This is a genomic window from Klebsiella sp. PK01 (assembly GCF_057624675.1).
Window position 1 is genome coordinate 504478 of the sequence record NZ_JBYEZM010000003.1, and the last position, 24400, is coordinate 528877.

The window sequence follows — 24400 nt, forward strand, 5'->3', positions numbered from 1 at the left end:
TCGGCTCAGGCTTCGAGATCCGCCATATCGCCTTTTTCCTGCAGCCAGTTGCGGCGGTCTTCCGAACGCTTCTTGGCCAACAGCATATCCATCACCGCGGTCGTTTGCTGCTCGTCTTCATCGGTGATGATGAGCTGCACCAGGCGGCGGGTATTCGGGTCGAGCGTGGTTTCACGTAGCTGCATCGGGTTCATCTCGCCCAGCCCTTTAAAGCGCTGTACGTTCGGCTTGCCTTTCTTACGCTTCAACTGCTCCAGCACGCCGGCTTTTTCTTCTTCCGTCAGCGCGTAGTAAACCTCTTTACCCAGGTCGATACGATACAGCGGCGGCAGCGCGACGTACACGTGCCCCTCTTTCACCAGGGTACGGAAATGCTTCACGAACAGCGCGCACAGCAGGGTAGCGATGTGCAGACCATCCGAGTCGGCATCGGCGAGAATACAGATTTTACCGTAACGCAGCTGGCTTAAATCATCGCTATCCGGGTCGATACCAATCGCCACCGAAATGTCGTGCACCTCTTGCGAAGCGAGAACTTCATCGGAAGAGACTTCCCAGGTATTCAGGATCTTGCCTTTAAGCGGCATGATCGCCTGATATTCACGGTCGCGCGCCTGTTTCGCCGAACCGCCCGCCGAGTCCCCTTCGACGAGGAACAGTTCGGTGCGGTTCAGGTCCTGCGCGGTGCAGTCCGCCAGCTTACCCGGCAGCGCCGGGCCGCTGGTGAGCTTTTTGCGCACAACTTTCTTGGCGGCGCGCAGGCGGCGCTGGGCGCTGGAAATGGCCATTTCCGCCAGCAGCTCCGCCGCCTGTACGTTCTGATTCAGCCACAGGCTGAAGGCGTCTTTAACCACCCCGGAGACGAATGCCGCGCACTGACGCGACGACAGACGTTCTTTCGTCTGCCCGGCGAACTGCGGATCCTGCATCTTCACCGACAGTACGTACGCGCAGCGATCCCAGATATCTTCCGCCGACAGCTTCACGCCGCGCGGCAGGATATTGCGGTATTCGCAGAACTCGCGCATCGCGTCGAGCAGACCCTGACGCAGACCGTTAACGTGGGTACCGCCCTGCATGGTCGGGATCAGGTTGACGTAGCTTTCAGTCAGCAGTTCGCCGCCTTCCGGCAGCCACAGCAGCGCCCAATCCACCGCTTCCGTTTCGCCGGAGAAGTTACCGACAAACGGTTTTTCCGGCAGCAGCGGCAGGCCGTTGACCGCCTCGCACAGATAATCATTAAGGCCGTCCGCATAACACCAGCGCTGTTCGCTGTTGTTCACCTGGTCGCGGAAAACAATTTCCACGCCCGGGCACAGCACCGCTTTCGCTTTTAGCAGGTGAGTTAGCCGCGAGACGGAGAAACGCGGGCTATCGAAGAAGCTTTCATCCGGCCAGAAATGGACGCTGGTCCCGGTGTTGCGTTTACCGCAGGTGCCGGTGACGCGCAGGTCTTCAACTTTTTCCCCGTTCTCAAAGGCGATGCTGTAGACCTGGCCATCGCGGCGCACGTTGACTTCCACGCGTTTAGACAAGGCGTTGACGACCGAGATCCCTACCCCATGGAGGCCGCCGGAGAACTGGTAGTTTTTGTTAGAAAACTTACCGCCCGCGTGCAGCCGACAAAGGATCAGCTCAACCGCCGGAACCCCTTCTTCCGGGTGGATATCAACCGGCATCCCGCGTCCGTCGTCAATGACTTCCAACGATTGATCGGCATGAAGGATGACCTCCACGCGTTTGGCGTGACCGGCCAGTGCTTCATCCACACTGTTATCAATAACTTCCTGACCAAGATGGTTAGGACGGGTTGTGTCGGTGTACATTCCCGGGCGGCGGCGAACCGGCTCAAGCCCGGTGAGTACCTCAATGGCATCAGCGTTATATGAAGATTGCGTCATGGTGTGTATTCGTAGGTCGTTCTGAACCGCTTAGCGCAGGCCCAGAAAATCGATAATCTGGGTGAAATGATCTTCAAAGCCAACAAATGCGTGATTACCGCCCTCCTCGACCGTTTGACGGCAGGAGGCGAAGTAGTCAACAGCCTGGCGGTAATCAAGCACTTCATCGCCCGTTTGCTGCAATAACCAGATGAGGTCAGGCGCTTCCAGCGGGTCGATATGCATGACTTTAAGATCGTAAATATGGCGAGACTCTAGCACATATTGCTGCCCGGTGTACGGATTCTCATTGGGGCCAAGAAAATTGTTCAGCAGTTCAAATGGCCGCACCGCCGGGTTAACCACCACCGCCGGCAGCATAAAACATTGCGACAGCCAGGTGGCGTAGTAGCCGCCCAGCGACGACCCCACCACGCCTAACGGCTCGCCGCCGTGCTCCAGCACGATAGCTTCCAGCATCTCTGCCGCCTGCGCCGGGAAAGCAGGCAGTTCCGGCACCACCATGTTAATTTCCGGGTGGTGCTGCGCCAGCCACGTTTTCAGCGCCGTCGCTTTTGCCGAGCGCGGCGAGCTGTTAAATCCGTGCAGATAAAGAAGAGTAGACATCAGTATCCTTCTGAAGCGATATCCGGGTGAAACTCGGCGCCGCTGAGACGACAGACTTCAGTCGTCAACGCGCCATCGGGATGCAGCTCCAGCCAGCGCCAGCCTGGAGAGACGGTATCGAGGGTGAAATTAGCGCAGTGCGGTTTAAACTGCACGCAGGTCGATGGCGTCGCCATCATCCGCCGCCCGTTCCAGTCGAGATCCAGCTCCTGGTGAATATGGCCGCATAGCAGGTGCTTAACCCGCGGATAGTTGCTCAGGATTTGGTCTAACGCCCCGGCGTTGCGCAGGCTATGCTGATCGAGCCAGCTGCAACCCGCCGGCAGCGGATGATGATGGAGTAACAGCAGCGTGTAGCGCTCAGGTTCAGCATTCAATTGATGCTCAAGCCACTCCAGTTGGAAATCGCTCAGCTCGCCGTGGGGCACCCCGAAGACCTGGCTGTCGAGCAGCAGGATTTGCCAATGGTCGCCCAACAGGACGCGTTTGGCGGGGGATATGCCGGCATCGTGCAGCGTGCTGTACATCGCCGGTTGGAAATCATGGTTTCCCGGCAGCCAGACGCAGGGTGCGGCAAAGCTCGCGATGCCTTCAGCGAAATGCTGATAGGCCGCGGCGGAGTGGTCTTGCGCCAGATCGCCTGTTGCTACAATCAGGTCGCATTCACGCTGTGAGGCATGTATCGCATCCAATACAGCCTGATAACTTTCCCAGGTATTGATACCCAACAGCGTTTCATGTTTTTCAGCAAACAGGTGAGTATCAGTAATTTGTAATATCCTGACTCTGGCCTCACCAGCCAGAGGTAGGTTTAACAGGCTTTCCAAATGGTGTCCTTAGGTTTCACGACGCTAACAAACCGGAATCGCCATCGCTCCATGTGCTAAACAGTAACGCAGCCAGTCGGCCAGAAACTGATTAATTTGATGCTTTTCGTCGCGTTGATGCAACTTTTTATTAGGATAATCATATCTCGCTTTGAAGCGAAAAATCTGCTGACTTGAACACACTTCGGCCACCATCGCATCGTGGTACAGGCGCACCGTCATTGACGGCAGGCTCCAGTAGCTTACCGCAGGCTGGGTCTGTTCTATTGTCACCAATGTAGTGTAGCGGGTCGATTCGACCACCGTTAATCGGTATTGCGCCGCACCCACCTGATAGTTCGCCATATCGCCGACCGCCTCAGTGCGAGGCAACAGGCGGCGCAGCTGGGCGAAATTGGTTTCGCACAGGCGCATCATTTCCGGGAAGTCAGGTGTATAACGCTTCATATTATTTCCACTCGTTTCGTAAGCTATGATAATGCAGCTGCAGCCATTGCAGGGCGATGACAGAAGCCGCGTTGTCGATTTTCCCCTCTTCTACCCACTGGTAAGCCTGTTCCCGGCTCACCACATGCACCCGAATATCCTCGTTTTCTTCGGCCAGGCCGTGAATGCCTTTTGCCGTCGATGCATCAACTTCGCCCACCAGGATCGATAACCGTTCGCTGGTGCCGCCTGGGCTTGCCAGATAGCTTAATATTGGTTTGGTACGCCCAACTTCAAGCCCGGCCTCTTCCAGCGCTTCGCGGCGGGCGACATCCTCTACCGTTTCGCCTTCTTCTATCATCCCGGCGACCATTTCCAGCAGCCACGGGCTCTCGCTGGTATCATAGGCGGCAATGCGGATCTGCTCGACCAGCACAACTTCATCGCGTACCGGGTCAAAGGGTAGCAAGACCGCGGCGTGCCCGCGCTCAAAAATTTCGCGGGTCACCTCGCCGCTCATCCCGCCGTTAAACAGGCGATGGCGAAAACGATACAAATCGAGCGAAAAAAAACCGCGATAAAGCGTTTCGCGTGCAATAATTTCTACATCGTTTTTAGAGAAGGTAATTCCCTGCTGATTGGGTTTGCTCATTGTCAGTGTCCTGCTCATCCGAAAGTAGGGATTTATAGGCCGTTTGGCTACCGTTTTACAGCCTGTATGTTAGATTGGTGCAAATTACCGCCCTATGGCACGTAACGCCAACTTTTTACGGCGACAGAGTCGATACAATCAGCGATTATTTTTAGAATTTGAGTAGCGCTAAATGCTTCACAACAAGGAATGCAAATGAAGAAACTTTTTCCCATCCTTATCGGCCTGGGCCTGACTGGCTTCAGCGCCATGAGCCAGGCAGAGAACCTGTTGCAGGTTTATCAGCAGGCGCGTATTAGCAACCCTGATCTGCGTAAATCGGCAGCCGATCGCGATGCTGCATTCGAAAAAATCAACGAAGCGCGTAGCCCATTACTGCCGCAACTCGGTCTGGGCGCGGATTATACCTATACCAATGGATTCCGTGACAGTAACGGTCTTAATTCCAATGTCACCAGTGGTTCACTGCAGTTAACGCAAACCCTGTTCGATATGTCGAAATGGCGCGCGCTGACCCTGCAGGAAAAAGCGGCGGGCATTCAGGATGTCACCTATCAGACTGACCAGCAAACGCTGATTCTGAATACCGCGACGGCTTACTTTAAAGTTCTGGCCGCTATCGATACGCTCTCCTATACCGAAGCCCAGAAACAGGCCATCTACCGCCAGTTGGATCAAACCACCCAGCGTTTTAACGTGGGCCTGGTTGCCATCACCGACGTGCAGAACGCCCGCTCGCAATACGACGCCGTGCTGGCAAATGAAGTGACCGCGCGTAACGACCTCGACAACGCCGTTGAAGAGCTGCGTCAGGTCACCGGCAACTACTATCCGGAGCTGGCGTCGCTGAACGTTAACGGTTTCAAAACCAACAAACCGCAGGCGGTGAACGCGCTGCTGAAGGAAGCGGAAAACCGCAACCTGTCGCTGCTGCAGGCGCGTTTGAACCAGGATCTGGCGCGTGAGCAGATTCGCCAGGCGCAGGATGGTCATTTGCCAACACTTAGTCTATCCGCTTCAAGTTCGGTATCGAATACCAGTTATAGTGGTTCAAAAACTCATGCTAATTCTCAGACTAGCATTCAACAGTATAAAGATAACGATGCCGGCCAGAACCAAATCGGCCTGAACTTCTCTCTGCCGCTGTATCAGGGCGGGATGGTTAACTCGCAGGTGAAACAGGCGCAGTACAACTTCGTCGGCGCCAGCGAGCAGCTGGAAAGCGCGCACCGTAGCGTGGTGCAGACCGTGCGTTCGTCGTTTAACAACGTGAATGCCTCCATCAGCAGCATCAACGCTTACAAACAGGCGGTGGTCTCTGCGCAGAGCTCCCTGGATGCGATGGAAGCGGGTTATTCGGTGGGTACACGTACCATCGTTGACGTGTTGGATGCGACCACCACGCTGTACAACGCCAAGCAGCAGCTCTCCAACGCCCGTTATAACTACCTGATCAACGAGCTGAACATCAAGTCCGCTCTCGGCACGCTAAACGAGCAGGATCTGATTGCGCTGAACAACACGCTGGGTAAAGCGATCCCGACTTCACCAGACAGCGTCGCGCCGGAAAACCCGCAGCAGGACGCCGCCGCTGACGGTTATGCGAACACCGCCTCCGCACAGCCGGCTGCCGCCCGTACGACGAAGACCAGCGGTTCCAATCCGTTTAGTCACTAATCGTTGAATGCGATTACGCCTCGTCTGGCCTTCGGGTCAGGCGGGCGTAAAACGTAAGACAACGTAAAGACCCCCGCTTTTCCCCTCTTTCGCTTCAATTTCCACCACTCATACTCTATCCTGAGCGTTGACAAACGCACTACCACTGGGTCCTGGAAGACAAATATGAAACGGACAAAAAATATTAATCATGCGTCGTTCCGCAAAAGCTGGAGCGCTCGCCACCTGACGCCGGTCGCCCTTGCCGTCACCGCCGTCTTTATGCTCGCCGGTTGCGAAAAAACTGACGAGACGGTTTCTCTGTATCAGAACGCCGATGACTGCTCCGCGGCTAACCCAAGCAAAGCCGCAGAGTGCACCACCGCCTACAACAACGCGGTGAAAGAAGCCGCGCGCACCGCGCCGAAATACGCCACCCGCGAAGACTGCGTCGCCGAGTTCGGCGAAGGCCAATGCCAGCAGGCGCCAGCTCAGGCGGGCGTCGCCCCGGAAAACCAGGCGCAGGCGCAAAGCAGCGGCAGCTTCTGGATGCCGCTGATGGCCGGTTACATGATGGGCCGCCTGATGGGCGGCGGCATGGCCGCGCAGCAGCCGCTGTTTAGCTCGAAAAACCCGGCTAGCCCGGCCTACGGCCAGTACACCGATGCCAGCGGTAAGAGCTATGGCGCGGCGCAACCGGGCCGTACCATGAACGTACCGAAAACCGCGATGGCGCCGAAACCGGCAACCACCACGACTGTCACCCGCGGCGGTTTTGGCGAATCCGTCGCTAAGCAATCGACGATGCAGCGTAGCGCCGCGGGCTCCAGCTCCTCTTCACGCTCGATGGGCGGTTAAGCGGCATGGAAAGAATCAGCATTACCGGGCGCCCGGACTGGCGCGAGAAAGCGACCGAGTATGGCTTCAATTTTCACACCATGTACGGCGAGCCGTACTGGAGCGAAGAGGCCTACTACAAGCTGACGCTGGCGCAGGTTGAAAAGCTCGAAGCGGTCACCGCCGAGCTGCATCAAATGTGCCTGCAGGTCGTTGAGAAAGTGATCGCCAGCGACGAGCTGATGACCAAATTCCGCATCCCAAAACACACCTGGGGCTTTGTGCGTCAGTCGTGGAAAACCAACCAGCCGTCGCTGTACTCGCGTCTGGATCTGGCCTGGGATGGCGTGGGCGAGCCGAAGCTGCTGGAGAACAACGCGGATACGCCAACCTCACTATATGAAGCAGCGTTCTTTCAGTGGATCTGGCTGGAAGATCAGCTTAACGCCGGTAATCTGCCTGCCGACAGCGATCAGTTCAACAGCCTGCAGGAAAAACTGATTGAACGCTTCGGCGAGCTGCGTGAACAGTTTGGCTTCCAGCTGCTGCATATGGCCTGCTGCCGCGATACCGTTGAAGACCGCGGCACCGTGCAGTACCTGCAGGACTGCGCGGCAGAAGCGGGCGTCGCCACCGAGTTCCTGTATATCGAAGATATCGGTCTTGGCGAAAAAGGTCAGTTCACCGATTTGCAGGACCAGGTCATCGGCAATCTGTTCAAGCTCTATCCGTGGGAGTTTATGCTGCGCGAGATGTTCTCCACCAAACTGGAAGACGCCGGCGTACGCTGGCTGGAGCCGGCGTGGAAAAGCATTATCTCCAACAAGGCGCTGCTGCCGATGCTGTGGGAAATGTTCCCCAACCACCCTAACCTGTTGGCGGCTTACTTTAGCGAAGATAACCATCCGCAGCTTGAGAAGTACGTCATTAAGCCGATTTTCTCCCGCGAAGGCGCTAACGTGTCAATCGTTGAAAATGGCAAAGTGGTGGAAGCAGTGGAAGGCCCATATGGGGAAGAAGGCACCATCGTGCAGGAGTTTTATTCGCTGCCGAAATTTGGCGATAGCTATACGCTGATTGGCAGCTGGCTTATTAACGACCAGCCTGCCGGGATCGGCATTCGTGAAGATCGGGCGCTGATCACCCAGGATCTTTCGCGTTTCTATCCGCACATTTTCGTCGAATAACGGCAAACCCCGGCAACCTGCGTGGCCGGGGTTTTTTCATGTGCGATAGCTGCCGTTACGCGGCGCCCACTACCACCGACAGCATACTCAGCGATCCCATCTCCATCCCTTCGACCGGGATGGTTATCGGCTCTTCGCCATCCCACGCCCCCAGAATATAGAGCAGCGGCAGGAAGTGCTCAGCCGTCGGGTTAGAGAGCGATCCGCCTTCATGGCTCAGGTAGTTCACCAGCGGATGCTCGTCGACCGGCCCTTTCCAGGTTAAATTCGCTTTCACATAGTCGTTGAACGACTCGGCCCACGGATACGGCGTACTTTCGCCATGCCAGCGCGCGGTACGCAGGTTATGCACCACGTTGCCGCTCGCCACCAGCATAATACCTTCATCACGCAGCGACGCCAGCTTACGCCCCATCTCCAGATGCCACGCCGCGGGCTTTGTGCTATCGATACTTAACTGAACCATGGGAATATCGGCATCAGGATACATTTTGATCAGCACCCCCCACGAACCGTGGTCAAACCCCCACGCCTCTTTATCGAGGGCGACGGGCACCGGCGCCAGTAGCTCAACCAGATGCTGCGCCAGCTCCGGCGATCCCGGCGCCGGGTAGTGCGTATCGTACAAAGCTTGCGGAAAACCGCCGAAGTCATGAATGGTTTTCGGCGCTTCCATCGCCGTCACGCCCGTGCCGCGAGTAAACCAGTGCGCGGAGATAACCACGATAGCTTTCGGGCGCGGCAGTGTTTCACCGAGATGGCGCCAGGCGCGGGTATAGATATTATCTTCCAGCACGTTCATCGGGCTACCATGGCCTAAAAACAACGCTGGCATACGGGTACGGGACATGATGGTATCCTTCAGTAGGGAGTATTTGATTCCTTCACATTACGCGCTTTTAACCGCAGATAAACTCAGATAAGCGTGATGATCATCATCAGAAAATTTGAATGTGAAAACTCTCTCCCTTTTTACCTGCGGAGAAAACCTATTGACTCGGCCCAGAAACAACAAAGCCCACCGTAAAGTGGGCTTATCATCAGAACAGCGGCAACTTAGCTGGCTTTGCGATCGTGCTCGCGGCGGTAAGCCACCAGATCTTCAATGGTAACCACGGCCATGTTGTGCTGCTGAGCGAACTTGATGCACTCCGGCGCGCGCGCCATGGTGCCATCGTCGTTAGTCAGTTCACAGAGAACGCCTGCCGGTTTGAAGCCCGCAAGGGTCACCAGGTCGATGGTCGCTTCAGTGTGGCCGCCGCGGGTCATTACGCCGCCTGGCTGCGCACGCAGCGGGAAGACGTGGCCCGGACGATTGAGATCGGAGGGTTTCGCGCCATCGGCAATGGCGGCGCGCACGGTCGTGATGCGGTCAGCGGCGGATACACCGGTGGTCACGCCTTCTGCCGCTTCAATGGTGACGGTAAAGCCGGTGCCGTAGGCGCTGGTGTTGTTCTCAACCATCATTGGCAGGTCAAGCTGCTTGCGGCGATCTTCGGTCAGGCACAGGCAGACAATACCGCTGCCGTGACGAATGGTCAGCGCCATTTGCTCAACGGTCATGGTTTCGGCGGCGAAAATCATATCGCCTTCGTTTTCACGGTCTTCATCATCAAGCACCATCACACCGCGGCCTTCGCGCAGTGCGTCTAAAGCGTGTTCCACACGTTCAAAAGCGGTACCAAAAGAAGAAAGGAGCGTCTGATTCATGGTAAAAAAACCTCATTAAAATTATGGTTACCAGAATCAGGGCAGTCTTAGGAGTGCCGGTTTAGCGGCAAAAGTCAACGCAAGCGGAACGTAATCCGACTGAGCCGTTACTCTCTCCCATCCGGACTTTAACCGTCGGCCCCGGAATTACACCGGATCTGCTGACCTTCCCGTTTTCACAGGAAGCGCTCGCGGGCTTTCAACGCGCAGGTTGATTTACCGCCGGTGGGGAATTTCGCCCCGCCCTGAGAATAAGCGAGATAACTATAACGCCATTAACTATCTTCATCAATGGCTACTCGCTATACATCTTACATTTGTGGTTTATAGGCGCTCCCGTTCGCACTACAATGAACGGTAACTAGATCAGTGCAGGAATCCACCATGATTGACCCGAAAAAAATTGAACAAATCGCCCGCCAGGTCCATGAATCGATGCCGAAAGGCCTTCGCGATCTTGGAGATGACGTAGAAAAGAAAATCCGCCAGGTGCTGCAATCGCAGTTAACTCGCCTGGATCTGGTTAGCCGCGAAGAGTTCGACGTGCAAACTCAGGTTTTACTGCGCACCCGCGAAAAGCTGGCTTTACTGGAGCAGCGTATTAGCGATCTGGAAAGCCGCTCAGCCACGCCGAAGAGCGAAGAACAGCAATAAAAAACGGGCCTGATGGCCCGTTTGAGATTGATGGCAAAGCTCATACAACCTTTGCGCTTACAGATTGCACCAGGTAAAAAACATGGAAAATCAATTTATTGATTTTCGGCTGATAACCGCAAGGAAGGAAAAACCACGCTTTTTCCTTCCTTGTCAGCAGTCTGACGGGCCTGATGGCCCGTTTTCATTTTGCTTTAGTGCTCTAACTCGACCGCGCTATTCACCTGGCGACAATAAAGCTCATAGCGTTGGCAAAACCATTCACGATGTTCCTCATCCATATTGCCGACAATAGCCTGAAGATCGACTGAATGGCCTTGCGCGTGCATCCTGGCGAAACTACGTGCCAGAAAATCGAAGTTCTTCATAGAATACATATCGTTATGGTTCATCCGCATACTCCTTCAGCCGTTGGTGTTCTGATTGGTCATATGCCTTTTACTAACTTCAGTATTTACGCTTACCTTAACGTACTTTGTACGAAAAATGCGCTTAACCGGGTTATTTATTGCGCTAAATCATTTTCCGCATGATTAAATAAAAACGGCCCGCGAAGGTATCCCCGCAGGCCGTTGTAGACCACCCCGTTCAGAGCGGTAAAGCGTATTGATTACTTATCGCTATCTTTCTGAATTTTCTTGATAATATTGGTAGTCGAGCAGCCATCTTCAAAGTTGAGCACCAGCACTTCGCCGCCGTTGGCCCATACCTCTTCGCTGCCGGCGATCTGCTCCGGCTTATAATCGCCGCCTTTCACCAGCAGATCCGGCAGGATCCCGGCAATCAGCCGCTGCGGAGTATCTTCTTCAAACGACACCACCCAGTCGACAGCTTCCAGCGCGCCCAGCACGATCATCCGCTGTTCCAGCGGGTTCACCGGGCGGGTTTCGCCTTTCAGACGTTTGGTTGAGGCATCGCTGTTGACGGCGACGATCAGACGATCGCCCAGCTTGCGCGCATTAGCCAGATACGAGACGTGACCCGCGTGCAGAATATCGAAGACGCCGTTGGTCATCACCACTTTTTCGCCGCGCTTACGCGCCGCGGCAACCGCCTGTTTCAGCTCTTCTTCGCTCATCACGCCAAAACCGGTATCGGCACGCCCGCGCACCGCGTTTTCCAGCTCGATTGGCGAAACGGTGGACGTCCCCAGCTTGCCAACCACGACACCGGCCGCGGCGTTAGCGAAATAGCAGGCCTCTTCCAGCGTGTTGCCCGCCGCCAGCGTCGCCGCCAGCACGCCAATAACCGTATCGCCTGCGCCGGTGACGTCATACACTTCCTGCGCCTGGGTCGGCATATGCAGCGGCGGACGACCCGGCTGCAGCAGCGTCATCCCCTGCTCGGAGCGCGTCACCAGCAGTGCGGAAAGCTCGAAGTCAGCGATGATTTTCATCCCGCGTTCGACGATTTCCGCTTCATCCTTACACTTTCCGGCGACGGCTTCGAATTCAGAGAGGTTCGGCGTCAGCAGCGTCGCCCCGCGATAGCGTTCAAATTCAGTGCCTTTCGGATCAATCAGCACCGGAACACCAGCATCACGCGCCAGCTTAATCATGGTCTGCACGCTGGCCAGTGCGCCTTTCGCGTAGTCAGACAGCACCAGCGCGCCGATCGAACCCAGCGCCTGCTGAATACGTTCATGCATCGGCTGCGGATCGACCCCGGAGAAGCCCTCTTCAAAATCGAGGCGGATCAGTTGCTGGTTGCGCGACAGTACGCGCAGCTTGGTGATGGTCGGATGCGTCGGTACCGACACGAAATCACATTTCACTTTTACGTCAGCCAGCGCTTTGCTCAGCGCGCGTGCGGCATCGTCGATACCGGTCAGGCCGACCAGCCGAGAAGTCGCGCCGAGCGAAGCAATGTTCATCGCCACGTTAGCCGCGCCGCCAGGACGTTCTTCGATATTTTCCACCTTCACCACCGGCACCGGGGCTTCCGGGGAAATACGGCTGGTAGGGCCATACCAGTAGCGGTCCAGCATCACATCGCCTACCACCAACACTCCTGCACGTTCAAACTCTGGCAGCGTTACTTTCATTACTCTCTCCTGCGAGATGCAAACTTTGCGCGCGATAATAGCACACCCGATTTGTTAGTTAAGCCATCAACCACTTCTGCCAGCTGGCGCTCACCTGCTGACGTTCGCCGTCGAAAGCATCCAGCGCAACGTTGCCCGGCTGCTCCTGCAGCGCCAGGTGGTGCAACGCATCGCGTAGCGTGGTGTAAGCATGGGTAAGCGCCCGCGCCTCTTCTTCATCCATGATGTCGTTCTGCGCCAGCAGTTCCAGAATACGCACATTATCGGACCAGCGCGTCAGCTTTGGTTTTTCATGCGCGTAGCGCAGCACCAGATATTGGGTAATAAATTCAATATCAGTGATCCCTCCGGCATCGGCTTTGATATCAAAGCGATCGCGCTGCTTATTGCCGAGATGGGCGCGCATCTTTTCCCGCATCTCACGTACTTCGGTTTGCAGCGTCGCGCCTTCACGCGGAGTGGTCAGGATATCGCGGCGGATCGCATCGAAGCGCGCCTGCAGCGCCGGGTCGCCATACACCACCCGGGCGCGAACCAGCGCCTGATGTTCCCAGGTCCAGGCTTCATTGCGCTGATAATCGGCGAAGGCGTCGGCGGTAGTCACCAGCATGCCCGCCGCGCCGGATGGACGTAAGCGAGCGTCCACTTCATACAAGATGCCCGACGAGGTGCGGGTGCTGAAAAGATGCATGATCCGCTGGGCAAGGCGCAGATAGAACTGGCGGCCATCGATTTCCCGTTCGCCGTCGGTCATCACCTCCATCGGACAGTCGTGGAGGAAGACCAGATCGAGATCGGAACTATAACCCAGCTCCCAACCGCCAAGTTTACCGTAACCCACTACCGCAAAACCGCGCCCCTGACGGTCGCGTAGATGAGTCGGCTGGCCGTAGCGGGCGACCATCTGTAGCCACGCCTGCTGTACCACCGCGTCGATCATCGCCTCCGCCAGCCAGGTTAAGTGATCGCTCACTTTCATCACCGGTAGCGTACCGGCAATATCGGCGGCGGCGATGTGCAGCAATTGCGCCTGTTTAAACTGGCGTAGCGCTTCCAGCTGCTGTTCTTCGTCTTCTTCCGGCACGCGCAGCAAATACTGGCGCAGCTCGTCGCGGTACGCATCGGTCGCCGTCGGTTGATAAAGCGTGTTCGGATCCAGCAGTTCGTCCAGCAGCAGCGGGTGGCGCGCCAGCTGGCTGGCGACCATCGGCGAAGCGGCGCACAGGCTAATCAGGTGTTTTAGCGCGCCGGGGAATTCGCTGAGCAGCTCCAGATAGGTGGTACGGGTGACGATACCGGTCAGCAGCGGGGTGATCCGCGCCAGCGGTAGCGGCGCATCCGCTCGCGAGCAAACCTCGCTAAGCAAATGCGGCATCAACTGGTCGAGCACCTGCCGCCCGCGCGGGCCGATGGTGCGCCGGTCGAGCTCTTTGCGAAAATCGGCGATCAGCGCCAGCACGCTGCGCCGGTCGTTGTCGTCGAGGTGCGCCAGCGCCGGCGTTGTGTCGTCTTCTTCCAGCGCGTCCTGCCACAGTTCGCGCCAGTACTCTTCCAGCTGTTCATCCGGCGATTGCGCTTCATCGTCGCCAATCAGTTCGTTAAAGACGCGACGCACGCGGCGCATCTGCTCTTCCAGCTGTGCGCTGAGCGTCTGCCAGTCGGCGACGCGCATCCCCCACGCCAGACGCGCGCGGTTGAGCTCATCCTGCGGCAGGGTTTGGGTTTGCTCGTCGTTAATGCTCTGCAGCAGGTTTTCGAGACGACGCAGGAACAGGTAGGCTTCACGCAGCTGGGCGGCATCGCCTTCCGGCAACAAATGCAGCTCGTCAATCGCCGCCAGCGTCGGCAACAGCGCACGCTGCTGCAAGGCCGGTTCGCGACCGCCACGGATCAGCTGGAAAACCTGAACGATAAACTCTATTTCGCGAATGCCGCCCGCGCCAAGCTTGATATTGTCTGTCAGGCCACGGCGGCGCACTTCACGGGCGATCATCCCTTTCATGTTACGCAGGGACTGAATGACGCTGAAATCGATGTAGCGGCGGAAGACGAACGGGCGCAGCATGGCGCGCAGTTCGTTGGCGTACACGCCGTCGTTATCGCCCATGATCCTCGCTTTCACCATCGCGTAGCGCTCCCAGTCGCGCCCCTGCTCCTGGTAATAGTCTTCCAGCGCCGCAAAGCTCAACACCAGCGGGCCGCTGTCGCCAAACGGACGCAGACGCATATCCACGCGATAGACGAAACCATCCTGCGTCGGCTGATCGAGTACTTTGATTAACCGCTGGCCCAGACGGGTAAAGAACTGACCGTTATCCAGCTCGCGGCGTCCGCCCTGGGTGGCGCCGTGTTCCGGCCAGGCGAAAATGAGATCGATATCGGAAGAGAAGTTAAGCTCGCCGCCGCCCAGTTTCCCCATGCCCAGAATCAATAGCGGCTGCGCTTCGCCCTGCGCATTGCACGGCGTCCCCCACTCCCGGCAGCAGGCGGCGTACAGCCAGTCGCGGGCGGCGACGATTAAGGTCTCCGCCAGGACGCTGAGCTGCTGCAAACTGCTTTCTTCGCTTACCAGCAGCAGCGCCTGCGCCCAAGCGATACGCACCATTATCCGGCGGCGGAACTGGCGTAGCTCGCGCATCAGCGCGGCCTCGTCAGTCACCTCTTGTAGCTGTTCCGCCAGCCAGTCGCCGTAATGACGCCATTCGTCGGCCTGCGGCGGCGCGCTTTCCAGTTCAGCCAGCCACTGCGGCTGAGCGACCAGACTCTGTTCAACGAACTCGCTGAATGTCATCACCGACTGCGCCTGCGAACTTAACGTTTGCAGGGGAAAATCTGCCGGAAGCCGGTTTACAACCGTCTGCCAGTGCTGCTGTAACTGCGAAGAAAGCGCCATTATAGGGGTCTCCCTGGCCTGAAATTATCGTTTTCCACTATGCAGCCAGAATGGTTCCGCGGCCAGCGCCTGACGACGGAAATATTCGATGACGCTGCGGTCATTGTTCTCGATAGCGCGGCGCACCTCTTGCCAGTTTTCCAGCCAGCTCTCGGCGACCTCGGCATAGGCGCTGGATAGCAATTGAATGGTGTCGATCTCGCGCGCCAGACGCGTGAGCCGATCGCTATAGTCGTCCTGCGTCTGCTGGAAGTTGCTTTTCAGCTCTGCCGCCGCTCGCGACAGCTGGATATCGGCAAAGCGTTTGAACGAACCGGCGATTTTCTTTTGCCCCGCGTCGTTGAGGAACGAACGCCAACCGCGGGTAACCAGCCACTCGGTCAGCAGCAGTTTGGCGCCAACCGTGGCGCGGTTGAATAACGCCGCTTCGGCTTTTTCCGCTCCGTCCAGCGCCGCTTCGGCCTCAGTGAGCAATTCACGTAACTGCACGGTGGCTTTTCGCGGCACAATGCCGCCAAACAGCACCAGCGCATGGCGCACGCGGGCCATCGCCCGCTGGATTTCACCTTTAGCGGCCGCGTTGCCCCGGTTCCAGACTTCATCATGATAGAGCCAGTGCGCCAGCGCGCTTTCCAGCGCCGCTTCCAGCCCCTGCTCGACGCTGGCTTTCGCCGCCACGCGCACGACCGTTAACGGTTTAACCGGGCGCGCTTCGTTGCCCTGCGCCAGCTGATAGCCGCGCGCCGCTTTGCTCAGGCTGCCCTGGCGCAGCACGCCGGTTGCCAGTAAACGATGCGCCAGCGCCAGAATGTCCGCGGTATCGCCGCTCAACAGCTCAAGCTCCAGTTCGCAAATGGCTTCCTGATGCTCACCGGCTTTGACGTCGCCAAGGTCGAGGGCTATCTCAATCTGGCTGTCGCCCTCTTTCACCACCCATTTTTCACGGAGGAAATCAGTGCTGAACAGCGGCTGCACATTTTGCGCCAGTTCTGCCGGCAACTGCCCCTGCGGCCAGACTTCAGCCGGCAGTTTATCCAGCGCCAACTCTGCTTTTTCCAGCGGGATATTGTATTCCGGACGCTGATGCAGGCCGCCCACCACCCGACCGGCAATTTTCAGCGTCATTTCATAGCGCTCCCGATCGCCGCGGATCCGCAGCCCCATGTCGTGCCGGCGCAGCCAGTTATCGGCGGTTTCGTAGTAAATATTCAGCAGTTGGCCTGCCGGCGTGTGCTGCGCATCCAGCGAATTGAGATGCTGGCGCAGCGCCTCAACGCCGTCGTGGGCAACGATAAACTTCAGTTCGATTTCTTGAGCCATGGCTGAATTCTTCCACCTGATAAGCGTCGCCGGGAAAATGCGGCGAACTAATGACGATATTTTTTGTCAGTAAATAGTATTTTGCGGCGAATCGCCATGCAATGCGCATTTGCCAGCTGCATTTGGATGATTCCGATTGTGGCGGAAAACTTTGCGTCGCTCTGGCGATGCCACTACTATCGTTCAACTTTTTATGACCAAACGATGACCTGATGCCAAAATTACGCCTTATTACCTTTACATTGCTAGCGCTTAGCGCCGCTACGGCGGTTCACGCAGAAGAAAAGCGCTACGTTTCCGATGAGCTGAGCACCTGGGTTCGCAGCGGTCCTGGCGATAACTATCGTCTGGTCGGCACCATTAACGCCGGCGAGGCCGTCGACGTTCTGCAAACCAACGACAGCACGAATTACGCACAGGTACGCGATAGCAACGGGCGTACCGCCTGGATCCCGCTGAAAGAGCTGAGCAACGAGCCCAGCCTGCGCATTCGCGTGCCGGATCTGGAAAATCAGGTCAAAACCCTGACCGACAAGCTGAACAACATTGACGCCACCTGGAATCAGCGTACCGCCGACATGCAGAAAAAAGTCGCCGGTAGCGATGGCGCGATCAACGCCCTGAAAGAAGAGAACCAAAAGTTGAAAAACGAGCTGGTTGTCGCTCAGAAGAAGGTGAACGCGGCGAATCTGCAGCTTGATGATAAACAGCGCACCATTATCATGCAGTGGTTTATGTACGGCGGCGGCGTGCTTGGCGTCGGTCTGATCCTTGGTCTGGTGCTGCCGCATCTGGTACCGAGCCGCAAACGTAAAGACCGGTGGATGAACTAATTCGTCTTCTCTGCCAGACTTACGTATCATCTTGCGAAAAGTCGATGCGGGAGAAAGAGGCGTGAAGATTTATTTGGTCGGTGGTGCAGTACGAGATGCGTTATTAGGACTACCGGTCAAAGACAGAGACTGGGTGGTGGTTGGCGCCACGCCCCAGCAGTTGCTCGACGCGGGCTACCAGCAGGTAGGCCGCGATTTTCCCGTGTTCCTTCACCCGCAAAGCCGTGAAGAGTATGCGCTCGCGCGTACCGAACGTAAATCCGGCTCCGGCTATACCGGTTTCACCTGTTATGCCGCCGCTGACGTCACCCTTGAGCAAGATCTACTGCGCCGCGATCTCACCATCAACGCGCTGGCTCAGGACTCTGACGGTCAGATTTACGACCCCTACGGCGGCCTGGCCGATTTGCGCCAGCGCCTGCTGCGCCACGTCTCCCCGGCCTTTAGCGAAGATCCGCTACGCGTACTGCGCGTCGCGCGTTTTGCCGCGCGCTATGCCCATCTCGGTTTTCGCATTGCCGATGAAACCATGGCGCTGATGCGTACGATGGCCGACGCCGGCGAACTGGCGCATCTGACCGCGGAGCGGGTATGGAAAGAGACGGAAAACGCGCTTAGCACACGTAATCCACAGGTCTTTTTCCAGACCCTGCGCGACTGCCACGCGCTGAAGGTTCTGTTCCCGGAAATCGACGCCCTCTATGGCGTCCCCGCGCCCGCCAAATGGCATCCGGAAATCGATACCGGTGTTCACACCCTGATGACGCTCACCATGGCGGCGATGCTATCGCCGGCCATCGACGTCCGCTTCGCCACCCTGTGCCACGATCTTGGCAAAGGCTTAACGCCCAAAGAGTTCTGGCCGCGCCACCACGGCCACGGCCCGGCGGGGGTGAAGCTGGTGGAACAGATTTGCCAGCGCCTACGGGTACCGAACGATATCCGCGATCTGGCCAGACTGGTCGCCGAATTCCACGATCTGATCCACACCCTGCCGATCCTGCAGCCAAAAACTATCGTGAAGCTATTTGATAGCATCGATGCCTGGCGCAAGCCGCAGCGCGTGCAGCAAATCGCCCTCACCAGCGAGGCAGACGTGCGCGGACGCACCGGTTTTGAATCCTGCGATTATCCGCAGGGGCGCCTGCTGCTTGAAGCCTGGGAAGTGGCGCAGTCGGTTTCCACTAAAGAAGTGGTAGCGGAAGGTTTCAAAGGGCCGGAGATTCGCGAAGAGCTGACGCGGCGCAGAATTATTGCCGTGACGCGGTGGAAAGAACAACGGTGCCCCCAGCCGCAAGGCTGAGGGCCTGGGCCTTAGAAGAAGACCACGTAGACGGCTGCCGCGACGATAAAGCGGTAGATTGCAAATGGGATAAACGAAATACGTTTAATCAGCTGCAGGAAGGTTTTAATCGCAATCAGCGCCACGATGAACGCCATGATAAAACCGACGGCAAACATCGGGATATCGCTGGAGTTGAGAAAGCCGATGCTCTTGTAAACGTCCAGTACGGTGGCGCCCATCATCATCGGTACCGCCAGCAGGAATGAGAACTCGGATGCCGCATAGCGGCTAACGCCCATCAGCATGCCGCCGGAAATGGTCGCCCCGGAGCGTGAGAAGCCGGGCCACAGCGCCAGACACTGGAAGCAGCCGATGGCAAACGCCTGACCATAGGTCATGTCGTCAAGACCCAACGCGCGCGGCTCTTTCGGTTTAAATAGCTCCGCCGCGATCAGCAGGAAGCCGCCGACAATCAGCGCGTACATCACGTTAACCGGGTTAAACAGCGATTTAATCAGGTCATGAAACACCAGCCCCAGCGCCACCGCCGGGATCATGCCTAACAGGATATGAATCAGCGACAAGCGCCCCTGGCTTACGCCCTCATGCTGCAGAGGACGGCCAAAATGAATGCCAATCAGGCCAAACAGTCGACGCCAGAACACCACGACGACGGCGAGAATAGAACCCAGTTGAATCACGACTTCAAAAGTATTGGCGGTATCCCCTTCAAAACCAAGGAGATGGCCAACGATAATCATATGTCCCGTACTGGAAACCGGTAAAAACTCCGTCAACCCTTCAACCACACCCAAAATTGCCGCTATCAGCAGCGAGTGTAAATCGCCCATTCAATAAACCCTTAAAATAAAAAGTAAAATTAAAATCCAGGCACTAAGACCGGTATAAAACAAATTTGTTTAAACATTATGACGAGAAACGTTTTGTTTCAGATTACTGCCACGTTCAATGATTACGCCGACGTTGGCCGCACGGGCCACCGCGCCAGGCTTGCTGACTTTAATCCGCACCCACGGAGAATTGAATTTTTGCAGCAGCAGCTCGGCTACCTCTTCGGCCACCCTTTCAACCAGCGCAAAACGCCCGCCCTCGACGTGGTTAATAACCAGTTCGCTGATATCAGCATAGCTCAGACAATCGCTGACATCGTCGCTGGCTGCCGCTTTGCGGTTATCCCACGCCATTTCGATATCGAACACTAACTTCTGTTCGATGGTCTGTTCCCAGTCGTAAACACCGATAGTGGTGATTACCGAAAGTTGCTCTATAAATACAATATCCATCACGACCTGCCTGCTTTTTGGCTAAACCGGATACCACTTCCGGCGAATTATGCGTATTATCCACAGATGCAAAGACATCCCCTAAAGAATTCACGTGCCCTGACAGCGGCGACGCAGCAAGATTTCGGGAACATAGCAGCATCACTATGTAACCTATCGCGCAAAGAAAGCCAACAAGCTGTTAACACGAAAATGGGTGGGGTCCTAACGACGTTTTCAAAATGGAACAGCTGATGAGTGCAATCGCGCCTGGACTGGTTATCCTCGCCTACCTCTGCGGCTCAATTTCCAGCGCCATTCTGGTATGCCGTCTTGCTGGTTTGCCCGACCCTCGCGATAGCGGTTCCGGCAACCCAGGGGCGACGAACGTACTCCGAATTGGCGGCAAGGGAGCAGCCGTAACGGTATTAATTTTTGATGTCCTGAAAGGGATGCTGCCGGTATGGGGCGCCTGGGCTCTCGGTCTCACGCCGTTCTGGCTCGGGCTAGTGGCGATCGCCGCCTGCGTAGGCCATATCTGGCCGGTGTTCTTTAATTTCCGCGGCGGCAAAGGCGTGGCAACCGCATTTGGCGCTATCGCTCCCATCGGCTGGGATCTCACCGGCGTGATGGCCGGCACCTGGCTGCTGACTATTCTGCTCAGCGGGTATTCATCGCTGGGCGCTATCGTCAGCGCGCTGGTAGCCCCTTTCTACGTCTGGTGGTTCAAGCCGCAGTACACCTTTCCGGTCTCGATGCTCTCCTGCCTGATCCTGCTGCGCCATCACGACAACATCCAGCGCCTGTGGCGCCGTCAGGAAACGAAAATCTGGTCACGATTCAAAAAGAAGAAAAAAACGCCAGAGCAGAAATAATCTCCGCGCCCGGCCGCCTGTGCCGGGCTTCTTTGCCCCCACAAACACATTCTATTTCCCACTTTTTTAGCCAATCATAGCGGCAAAAGAGAAAACCAAAGATAATCCTTTCACTACAATGACTTAGTTATGAGTTATAACCAAAAGTGATTTTTTCGTCCCCGCGTCGCTGTTTACTCTGAAGCTCTTTATAAGAGAAAAAAGCACAACACCATGACTGATGTAATTAACGCGACGCCCGCGGCAAGCTCTGCGTCGCCCGGCGGGGAAGTAAAATGGATCGGCAGCGCGGCGGACGTCTCGCGCCTCATTAATGAAGGCAGCAGCGGGCGCAATAACGCGCGTATCGTCATGGGTATCGCCCTCGGCGGTATTTTCCTTGATGCCTACGATCTCGGCTCACTGGCCTTCGGGCTGAAAGATATCACCCGGGAATTCAACCTGACGCCTGCCGGTACCGGGATGGTCGCCTCAGCCATCACCTTCGGCGCTATCGTTGGCGCGCTGCTCGGCGGTTACTTGACGGACAAAATTGGCCGCTATCGCGTGTTTATGGCGGATATGCTGTTCTTCGTGGTAGCGGCAATCGCCTGCGCGCTGGCGCCGAATGAATACGTCCTTACCGGCGCGCGCTTCGTGATGGGCCTCGGCGTCGGGATCGACCTGCCGGTGGCGATGGCGTTCCTTAGCGAATTCGCGAGGCTCAAAGGCCCCGGCAACAAGGCGGCCAGCGTGGCGATGTGGTGCCCAACGTGGTACGCGGCGATCAGCATTTCCTATCTGCTGGTACTCTTTTTTTATGCCGTCTTACCGGAGAGCCACAGCGACTGGCTATGGCGGATTATTCTTGGTTTTGGCGCGATCCCGGCGCTGGTGATTATCGCTATCCGCAGCCGCTACATGAGCGAATCGCCGGTGTGGGCCGCCAACCAGGGCAACCTGCGTGAAGCGGCCTCCATTCTACGCCAGGCGTACAACATCAATGCACACGTTGCCCAGGACGCGCTGGAAAAACCGGCGCCGAAAGTTCGTAGCGCTCAATGGAGTAACTATCTGCGCCTGTTCCGCGGCGTCTACCTGCGCCGCACGACGCTCTCTACCCTGCTATCGGTGGTTTCCTCGTTTGCCTATAACGCCGTCGCGTTTGGTCTGCCGGTGATCATCTCCAGCTTCTTCGTACAGTCGATGCTGACGACGATTTTGATTTCGCTGGCGCTGAATTTGCAGTTCGCTTTCGTGGGAGGGATACTGGCGGTACGCTTGGTACCGCGCTTCGGGGCCTGGCGGATGTCGCTGGCGGGTTATGGCTGCCAGTTGGCGGCGCTGCTCGGCCTGGCGCTGATTGGCCGTCCTGATGGCGCAGGCGAAGGCGTCGCTGCCGTGGCGATGCTGGCGCTGTTCCTTTTCGGCCAGGGATTCGGCCCCGGCGCGCACACTATGACCTTCGCCTCGTTAAGCTATCCGACATCGCTGCGCGGCGTTGGCGTCGGACTCAACCAGACGCTTATGCGCGGCAGCTCGACGCTTTCTTTATTCCTCTTCCCGCTGCTGGTCGCCGCGCTGGATACCCGCGTTTTCTGGATCATCGCCGCGGCGCCGCTGATTGGGCTGTTGTCGCTGCTGGCGATACGCTGGGAGCCGTCGGGCTACGACATCGACGCCGAGGATTATCAGCAGCCTTAATCCACGCGTAAAAAAGCCGCCTCAATGGGCGGCTTCAGACTGCTGACAAAGAAGGAAAAAGCGTGGTTTTTCCTTCTTTGTGGTTATCAGGCGGCCGGCAGTTCCGCCAACGGCCAGCGCGGCCGCACGGTAACGCCGAGTCCGGCATTGGCGCCGCCCTGCAGGCGGACCATCCCGGCGTAAGCGATCATCGCGCCGTTATCGGTACAGAACTCAGGACGGGCATAAAACACTTCGCCGCCGCGTTTGCTCATCATTTCCGCCAGCTTCGCGCGCAGCGTACGGTTAGCGCTTACGCCCCCCGCCATCACCAGACGCTTAAAGCCGGTTTGCTCCAGCGCGCGGCGACATTTAATCATCAGCGTATCGACAACCGCGTCTTCAAATGCGCGGGCGATATCGGCACGGGTTTGCTCATCGTCGCCGTTGTTACGAATGGTATTGGCGGCGAAGGTTTTCAGGCCGGAGAAGCTGAAATCAAGCCCCGGACGATCGGTCATTGGCCGCGGGAAAACGAAGCGGCCTTCGGTGCCCTGAGACGCCATTTTCGATAGCATCGGCCCGCCGGGATAATCCAGCCCCAACAGTTTCGCTGTCTTATCAAAGGCTTCGCCAGCGGCATCGTCGATTGACTCGCCCAGCAGTTCATACTGACCAATGCCGGTGACGCTAATCAGCTGGGTGTGACCGCCGGAAACCAGCAGAGCGACGAACGGGAACGCCGGCGGATTATCTTCCAGCATCGGCGCCAGCAGGTGTCCTTCCATATGGTGTACCGGGATCGCCGGCACGTTCCAGGCGAACGCCAGCGAGCGGCCAACGGTCGCGCCGACCAGCAACGCGCCCACCAGGCCAGGGCCTGCCGTATAAGCGACGGCATCAATATCTTTCGCCGTCAGGCCCACTTCTTTGAGCGCCGCCTGGATCAGCGGAACGGTTTTACGCACGTGGTCGCGCGACGCCAGTTCAGGCACCACGCCGCCGTAGTCAGCATGCAATTTCACCTGACTATACAGCTGGTTGGCTAACAGGCCTTGTTTATCGTCGTAAATAGCGATGCCGGTTTCATCGCAGGATGTTTCAATTCCCAGTACACGCATGAGTTGTTTTACCTCGTTTCAATACCGCGCAGTGTAGGACCAATGACCGGCGATGTAAAACTTTGCTCACCCCTGGTGTTCTCTTCGTGTATACTCCTCACCCTTATAAAAGTCCCCTTTCAAAAAAGGCGCCGGTGCTTTACAAAGCAGCAGTAGTTGCAGTAAAATTCCGCACCATTTTGAAATAAGCTGGCATTGCGGCCAGCGGCAAACCGAATTAATCAAAGGTGAGAGGCACATGCCGGTAATTAAAGTACGTGAAAACGAGCCGTTCGACGTAGCTCTGCGTCGCTTCAAGCGTTCCTGCGAAAAAGCAGGTGTTCTGGCGGAAGTTCGTCGTCGTGAGTTCTATGAAAAACCGACTACCGAACGTAAGCGCGCTAAAGCTTCTGCAGTGAAACGTCACGCGAAGAAACTGGCTCGCGAAAACGCACGCCGCACTCGTCTGTACTAATCTGTTGAGAGCGAAGCTCTCAATTCAGACCGAGTTGTAGTTGTAAGGCCGTGCTTCCGAAAGGAATGCGCGGCTTATTTTCGTTTATGCATTAGCAGATACACGAGATCGTTCAAACTGTCTTCAGGCGACATATCGAGGCCGTTTGCAGGATGCAGTGTATAGATTACGGGG

General features: G+C 56.9%; 24 protein-coding genes and 1 riboswitch. Of the genes, 10 read left to right on the plus strand and 14 right to left on the minus strand.

The features are described from left to right. Positions 1-5 precede the first annotated feature (5 nt). The 5 genes from parE to nudF are packed head-to-tail and all read right to left on the minus strand — an operon-like array spanning position 6 to position 4412. Positions 6-1901 carry a DNA topoisomerase IV subunit B gene (gene parE, locus AC22LX_RS12020; protein ID WP_015369653.1) on the minus strand — a complete coding sequence of 632 codons (1896 nt, stop codon included), beginning with the start codon at positions 1899-1901 and terminating at the stop codon, positions 6-8. Positions 1902-1931: 30 nt separating this feature from the next. Next, positions 1932-2507 carry an esterase YqiA gene (yqiA, locus tag AC22LX_RS12025; RefSeq protein ID WP_045392174.1) on the minus strand — a complete coding sequence of 192 codons (576 nt, stop codon included), beginning with the start codon at positions 2505-2507 and terminating at the stop codon, positions 1932-1934. Further along, positions 2507-3334: a 3',5'-cyclic-AMP phosphodiesterase gene (gene cpdA, locus AC22LX_RS12030; protein ID WP_045392177.1), complete on the minus strand. Its 828-nt coding sequence runs from the start codon at positions 3332-3334 to the stop codon at positions 2507-2509. The genes yqiA and cpdA overlap by 1 nt, the downstream gene beginning before the upstream one ends. A 24-nt stretch (positions 3335-3358) precedes the next feature. Then, positions 3359-3781: a DUF1249 family protein gene (locus AC22LX_RS12035; RefSeq protein ID WP_045392180.1), complete on the minus strand. Its 423-nt coding sequence runs from the start codon at positions 3779-3781 to the stop codon at positions 3359-3361. Position 3782: 1 nt separating this feature from the next. After that, positions 3783-4412: an ADP-ribose diphosphatase gene (nudF, locus tag AC22LX_RS12040; RefSeq protein WP_015369649.1), complete on the minus strand. Its 630-nt coding sequence runs from the start codon at positions 4410-4412 to the stop codon at positions 3783-3785. A gap of 195 nt (positions 4413-4607) precedes the next feature. Here nudF and tolC point away from each other — a divergent pair, with 195 nt between their 5' ends. The 3 genes from tolC (at position 4608) to AC22LX_RS12055 (ending at position 8092) form a co-directional block, all read left to right on the plus strand. Then, positions 4608-6089 (plus strand): outer membrane channel protein TolC, encoded by a 1482-nt coding sequence (gene tolC, locus AC22LX_RS12045; protein ID WP_045392183.1) that lies wholly within the window; start codon positions 4608-4610, stop codon positions 6087-6089. A gap of 165 nt (positions 6090-6254) precedes the next feature. Beyond that, positions 6255-6926, plus strand: coding sequence for a DUF1190 family protein (locus AC22LX_RS12050; RefSeq protein WP_045392186.1), 672 nt, complete (start codon positions 6255-6257; stop codon positions 6924-6926). A gap of 5 nt (positions 6927-6931) precedes the next feature. Next, on the plus strand, positions 6932-8092 hold the full coding sequence (locus AC22LX_RS12055) for a glutathionylspermidine synthase family protein (protein ID WP_487333989.1): 1161 nt from the start codon (positions 6932-6934) through the stop codon (positions 8090-8092). A gap of 55 nt (positions 8093-8147) precedes the next feature. Here AC22LX_RS12055 and ygiD read toward each other — a convergent pair whose 3' ends face one another. Next, positions 8148-8942 carry a 4,5-DOPA-extradiol-dioxygenase gene (gene ygiD / locus AC22LX_RS12060; protein ID WP_045392192.1) on the minus strand — a complete coding sequence of 265 codons (795 nt, stop codon included), beginning with the start codon at positions 8940-8942 and terminating at the stop codon, positions 8148-8150. Positions 8943-9148: 206 nt separating this feature from the next. Further along, on the minus strand, positions 9149-9802 hold the full coding sequence (gene ribB / locus AC22LX_RS12065; RefSeq protein WP_015703517.1) for a 3,4-dihydroxy-2-butanone-4-phosphate synthase: 654 nt from the start codon (positions 9800-9802) through the stop codon (positions 9149-9151). Positions 9803-9907: 105 nt separating this feature from the next. Further along, positions 9908-10059: riboswitch (FMN riboswitch) on the minus strand. Between the two features lie 127 nt (positions 10060-10186). On the opposite strand from ribB, the gene ubiK reads away from it, so the two are divergent. Further along, positions 10187-10456, plus strand: coding sequence for a ubiquinone biosynthesis accessory factor UbiK (gene ubiK / locus AC22LX_RS12070; RefSeq protein WP_045392195.1), 270 nt, complete (start codon positions 10187-10189; stop codon positions 10454-10456). Positions 10457-10650: 194 nt separating this feature from the next. Here ubiK and glgS read toward each other — a convergent pair whose 3' ends face one another. Continuing rightward, a complete protein-coding gene (gene glgS, locus AC22LX_RS12075; RefSeq protein ID WP_045392198.1) occupies positions 10651-10848 on the minus strand; it encodes a cell surface composition regulator GlgS in 198 nt (65 codons plus the stop codon). Here glgS and AC22LX_RS12080 point away from each other — a divergent pair. Beyond that, complete coding sequence (locus tag AC22LX_RS12080) at positions 10840-10989, plus strand: hypothetical protein (protein ID WP_163310996.1); 150 nt, start codon at positions 10840-10842, stop codon at positions 10987-10989. The two genes, glgS and AC22LX_RS12080, sit on opposite strands and share 9 nt — an antisense overlap. A 77-nt stretch (positions 10990-11066) precedes the next feature. Here the strand turns inward: AC22LX_RS12080 and hldE are convergent, their stop codons facing one another. The 3 genes from hldE to AC22LX_RS12095 are packed head-to-tail and all read right to left on the minus strand — an operon-like array spanning position 11067 to position 16713. Then, a complete protein-coding gene (gene hldE, locus AC22LX_RS12085) occupies positions 11067-12500 on the minus strand; it encodes a bifunctional D-glycero-beta-D-manno-heptose-7-phosphate kinase/D-glycero-beta-D-manno-heptose 1-phosphate adenylyltransferase HldE (protein ID WP_015369639.1) in 1434 nt (477 codons plus the stop codon). A gap of 58 nt (positions 12501-12558) precedes the next feature. Continuing rightward, complete coding sequence (gene glnE, locus AC22LX_RS12090) at positions 12559-15396, minus strand: bifunctional [glutamate--ammonia ligase]-adenylyl-L-tyrosine phosphorylase/[glutamate--ammonia-ligase] adenylyltransferase (protein WP_163310997.1); 2838 nt, start codon at positions 15394-15396, stop codon at positions 12559-12561. Positions 15397-15417: 21 nt separating this feature from the next. After that, complete coding sequence (locus tag AC22LX_RS12095) at positions 15418-16713, minus strand: CYTH domain-containing protein (RefSeq protein ID WP_045392207.1); 1296 nt, start codon at positions 16711-16713, stop codon at positions 15418-15420. 212 nt (positions 16714-16925) lie between these two features. On the opposite strand from AC22LX_RS12095, the gene AC22LX_RS12100 reads away from it, so the two are divergent. Further along, on the plus strand, positions 16926-17546 hold the full coding sequence (locus AC22LX_RS12100; protein ID WP_015369636.1) for a TIGR04211 family SH3 domain-containing protein: 621 nt from the start codon (positions 16926-16928) through the stop codon (positions 17544-17546). Between the two features lie 61 nt (positions 17547-17607). Further along, positions 17608-18849 carry a multifunctional CCA addition/repair protein gene (locus tag AC22LX_RS12105; RefSeq protein ID WP_047050801.1) on the plus strand — a complete coding sequence of 414 codons (1242 nt, stop codon included), beginning with the start codon at positions 17608-17610 and terminating at the stop codon, positions 18847-18849. Positions 18850-18860: 11 nt separating this feature from the next. Here AC22LX_RS12105 and bacA read toward each other — a convergent pair whose 3' ends face one another. Together bacA and folB are read right to left on the minus strand one after the other, a co-directional pair. After that, on the minus strand, positions 18861-19682 hold the full coding sequence (bacA, locus tag AC22LX_RS12110; RefSeq protein WP_045392213.1) for an undecaprenyl-diphosphate phosphatase: 822 nt from the start codon (positions 19680-19682) through the stop codon (positions 18861-18863). A gap of 69 nt (positions 19683-19751) precedes the next feature. Continuing rightward, the gene (gene folB, locus AC22LX_RS12115) at positions 19752-20135 is read right to left on the minus strand and encodes a bifunctional dihydroneopterin aldolase/7,8-dihydroneopterin epimerase (protein WP_045392216.1); all 384 of its coding nucleotides are present in this window, start codon (positions 20133-20135) and stop codon (positions 19752-19754) included. Positions 20136-20368: 233 nt separating this feature from the next. Between folB and plsY the strand changes: the two genes are divergently transcribed. Then, positions 20369-20989, plus strand: a complete 621-nt coding sequence (gene plsY, locus AC22LX_RS12120) for a glycerol-3-phosphate 1-O-acyltransferase PlsY (RefSeq protein ID WP_015703522.1) — start codon at positions 20369-20371, stop codon at positions 20987-20989. Positions 20990-21202: 213 nt separating this feature from the next. After that, on the plus strand, positions 21203-22672 hold the full coding sequence (locus AC22LX_RS12125; RefSeq protein ID WP_487333990.1) for an MFS transporter: 1470 nt from the start codon (positions 21203-21205) through the stop codon (positions 22670-22672). Between the two features lie 86 nt (positions 22673-22758). On the opposite strand, the gene tsaD is transcribed toward AC22LX_RS12125, so the two are convergent. Next, a complete protein-coding gene (tsaD, locus tag AC22LX_RS12130; protein WP_487333991.1) occupies positions 22759-23772 on the minus strand; it encodes a tRNA (adenosine(37)-N6)-threonylcarbamoyltransferase complex transferase subunit TsaD in 1014 nt (337 codons plus the stop codon). A gap of 238 nt (positions 23773-24010) precedes the next feature. Here tsaD and rpsU point away from each other — a divergent pair, with 238 nt between their 5' ends. Then, positions 24011-24226 (plus strand): 30S ribosomal protein S21, encoded by a 216-nt coding sequence (gene rpsU / locus AC22LX_RS12135; protein WP_001144069.1) that lies wholly within the window; start codon positions 24011-24013, stop codon positions 24224-24226. Positions 24227-24400 lie beyond the last annotated feature (174 nt).

Coding starts and splice junctions, on each gene's coding strand:
- parE (WP_015369653.1), bottom strand. CDS start 1,901: ATGACGCAATCTTCATATAACGCTGATGCCATTGAGGTACTCACCGGG.
- yqiA (WP_045392174.1), bottom strand. CDS start 2,507: ATGTCTACTCTTCTTTATCTGCACGGATTTAACAGCTCGCCGCGCTCG.
- AC22LX_RS12035 (WP_045392180.1), bottom strand. CDS start 3,781: ATGAAGCGTTATACACCTGACTTCCCGGAAATGATGCGCCTGTGCGAA.
- nudF (WP_015369649.1), bottom strand. CDS start 4,412: ATGAGCAAACCCAATCAGCAGGGAATTACCTTCTCTAAAAACGATGTA.
- tolC (WP_045392183.1), top strand. CDS start 4,608: ATGAAGAAACTTTTTCCCATCCTTATCGGCCTGGGCCTGACTGGCTTC.
- AC22LX_RS12050 (WP_045392186.1), top strand. CDS start 6,255: ATGAAACGGACAAAAAATATTAATCATGCGTCGTTCCGCAAAAGCTGG.
- AC22LX_RS12055 (WP_487333989.1), top strand. CDS start 6,932: ATGGAAAGAATCAGCATTACCGGGCGCCCGGACTGGCGCGAGAAAGCG.
- ygiD (WP_045392192.1), bottom strand. CDS start 8,942: ATGTCCCGTACCCGTATGCCAGCGTTGTTTTTAGGCCATGGTAGCCCG.
- ribB (WP_015703517.1), bottom strand. CDS start 9,802: ATGAATCAGACGCTCCTTTCTTCTTTTGGTACCGCTTTTGAACGTGTG.
- ubiK (WP_045392195.1), top strand. CDS start 10,187: ATGATTGACCCGAAAAAAATTGAACAAATCGCCCGCCAGGTCCATGAA.
- AC22LX_RS12080 (WP_163310996.1), top strand. CDS start 10,840: ATGGTTCATCCGCATACTCCTTCAGCCGTTGGTGTTCTGATTGGTCAT.
- glgS (WP_045392198.1), bottom strand. CDS start 10,848: ATGAACCATAACGATATGTATTCTATGAAGAACTTCGATTTTCTGGCA.
- hldE (WP_015369639.1), bottom strand. CDS start 12,500: ATGAAAGTAACGCTGCCAGAGTTTGAACGTGCAGGAGTGTTGGTGGTA.
- AC22LX_RS12095 (WP_045392207.1), bottom strand. CDS start 16,713: ATGGCTCAAGAAATCGAACTGAAGTTTATCGTTGCCCACGACGGCGTT.
- AC22LX_RS12100 (WP_015369636.1), top strand. CDS start 16,926: ATGCCAAAATTACGCCTTATTACCTTTACATTGCTAGCGCTTAGCGCC.
- bacA (WP_045392213.1), bottom strand. CDS start 19,682: ATGGGCGATTTACACTCGCTGCTGATAGCGGCAATTTTGGGTGTGGTT.
- folB (WP_045392216.1), bottom strand. CDS start 20,135: ATGGATATTGTATTTATAGAGCAACTTTCGGTAATCACCACTATCGGT.
- plsY (WP_015703522.1), top strand. CDS start 20,369: ATGAGTGCAATCGCGCCTGGACTGGTTATCCTCGCCTACCTCTGCGGC.
- AC22LX_RS12125 (WP_487333990.1), top strand. CDS start 21,203: ATGACTGATGTAATTAACGCGACGCCCGCGGCAAGCTCTGCGTCGCCC.
- tsaD (WP_487333991.1), bottom strand. CDS start 23,772: ATGCGTGTACTGGGAATTGAAACATCCTGCGATGAAACCGGCATCGCT.
- rpsU (WP_001144069.1), top strand. CDS start 24,011: ATGCCGGTAATTAAAGTACGTGAAAACGAGCCGTTCGACGTAGCTCTG.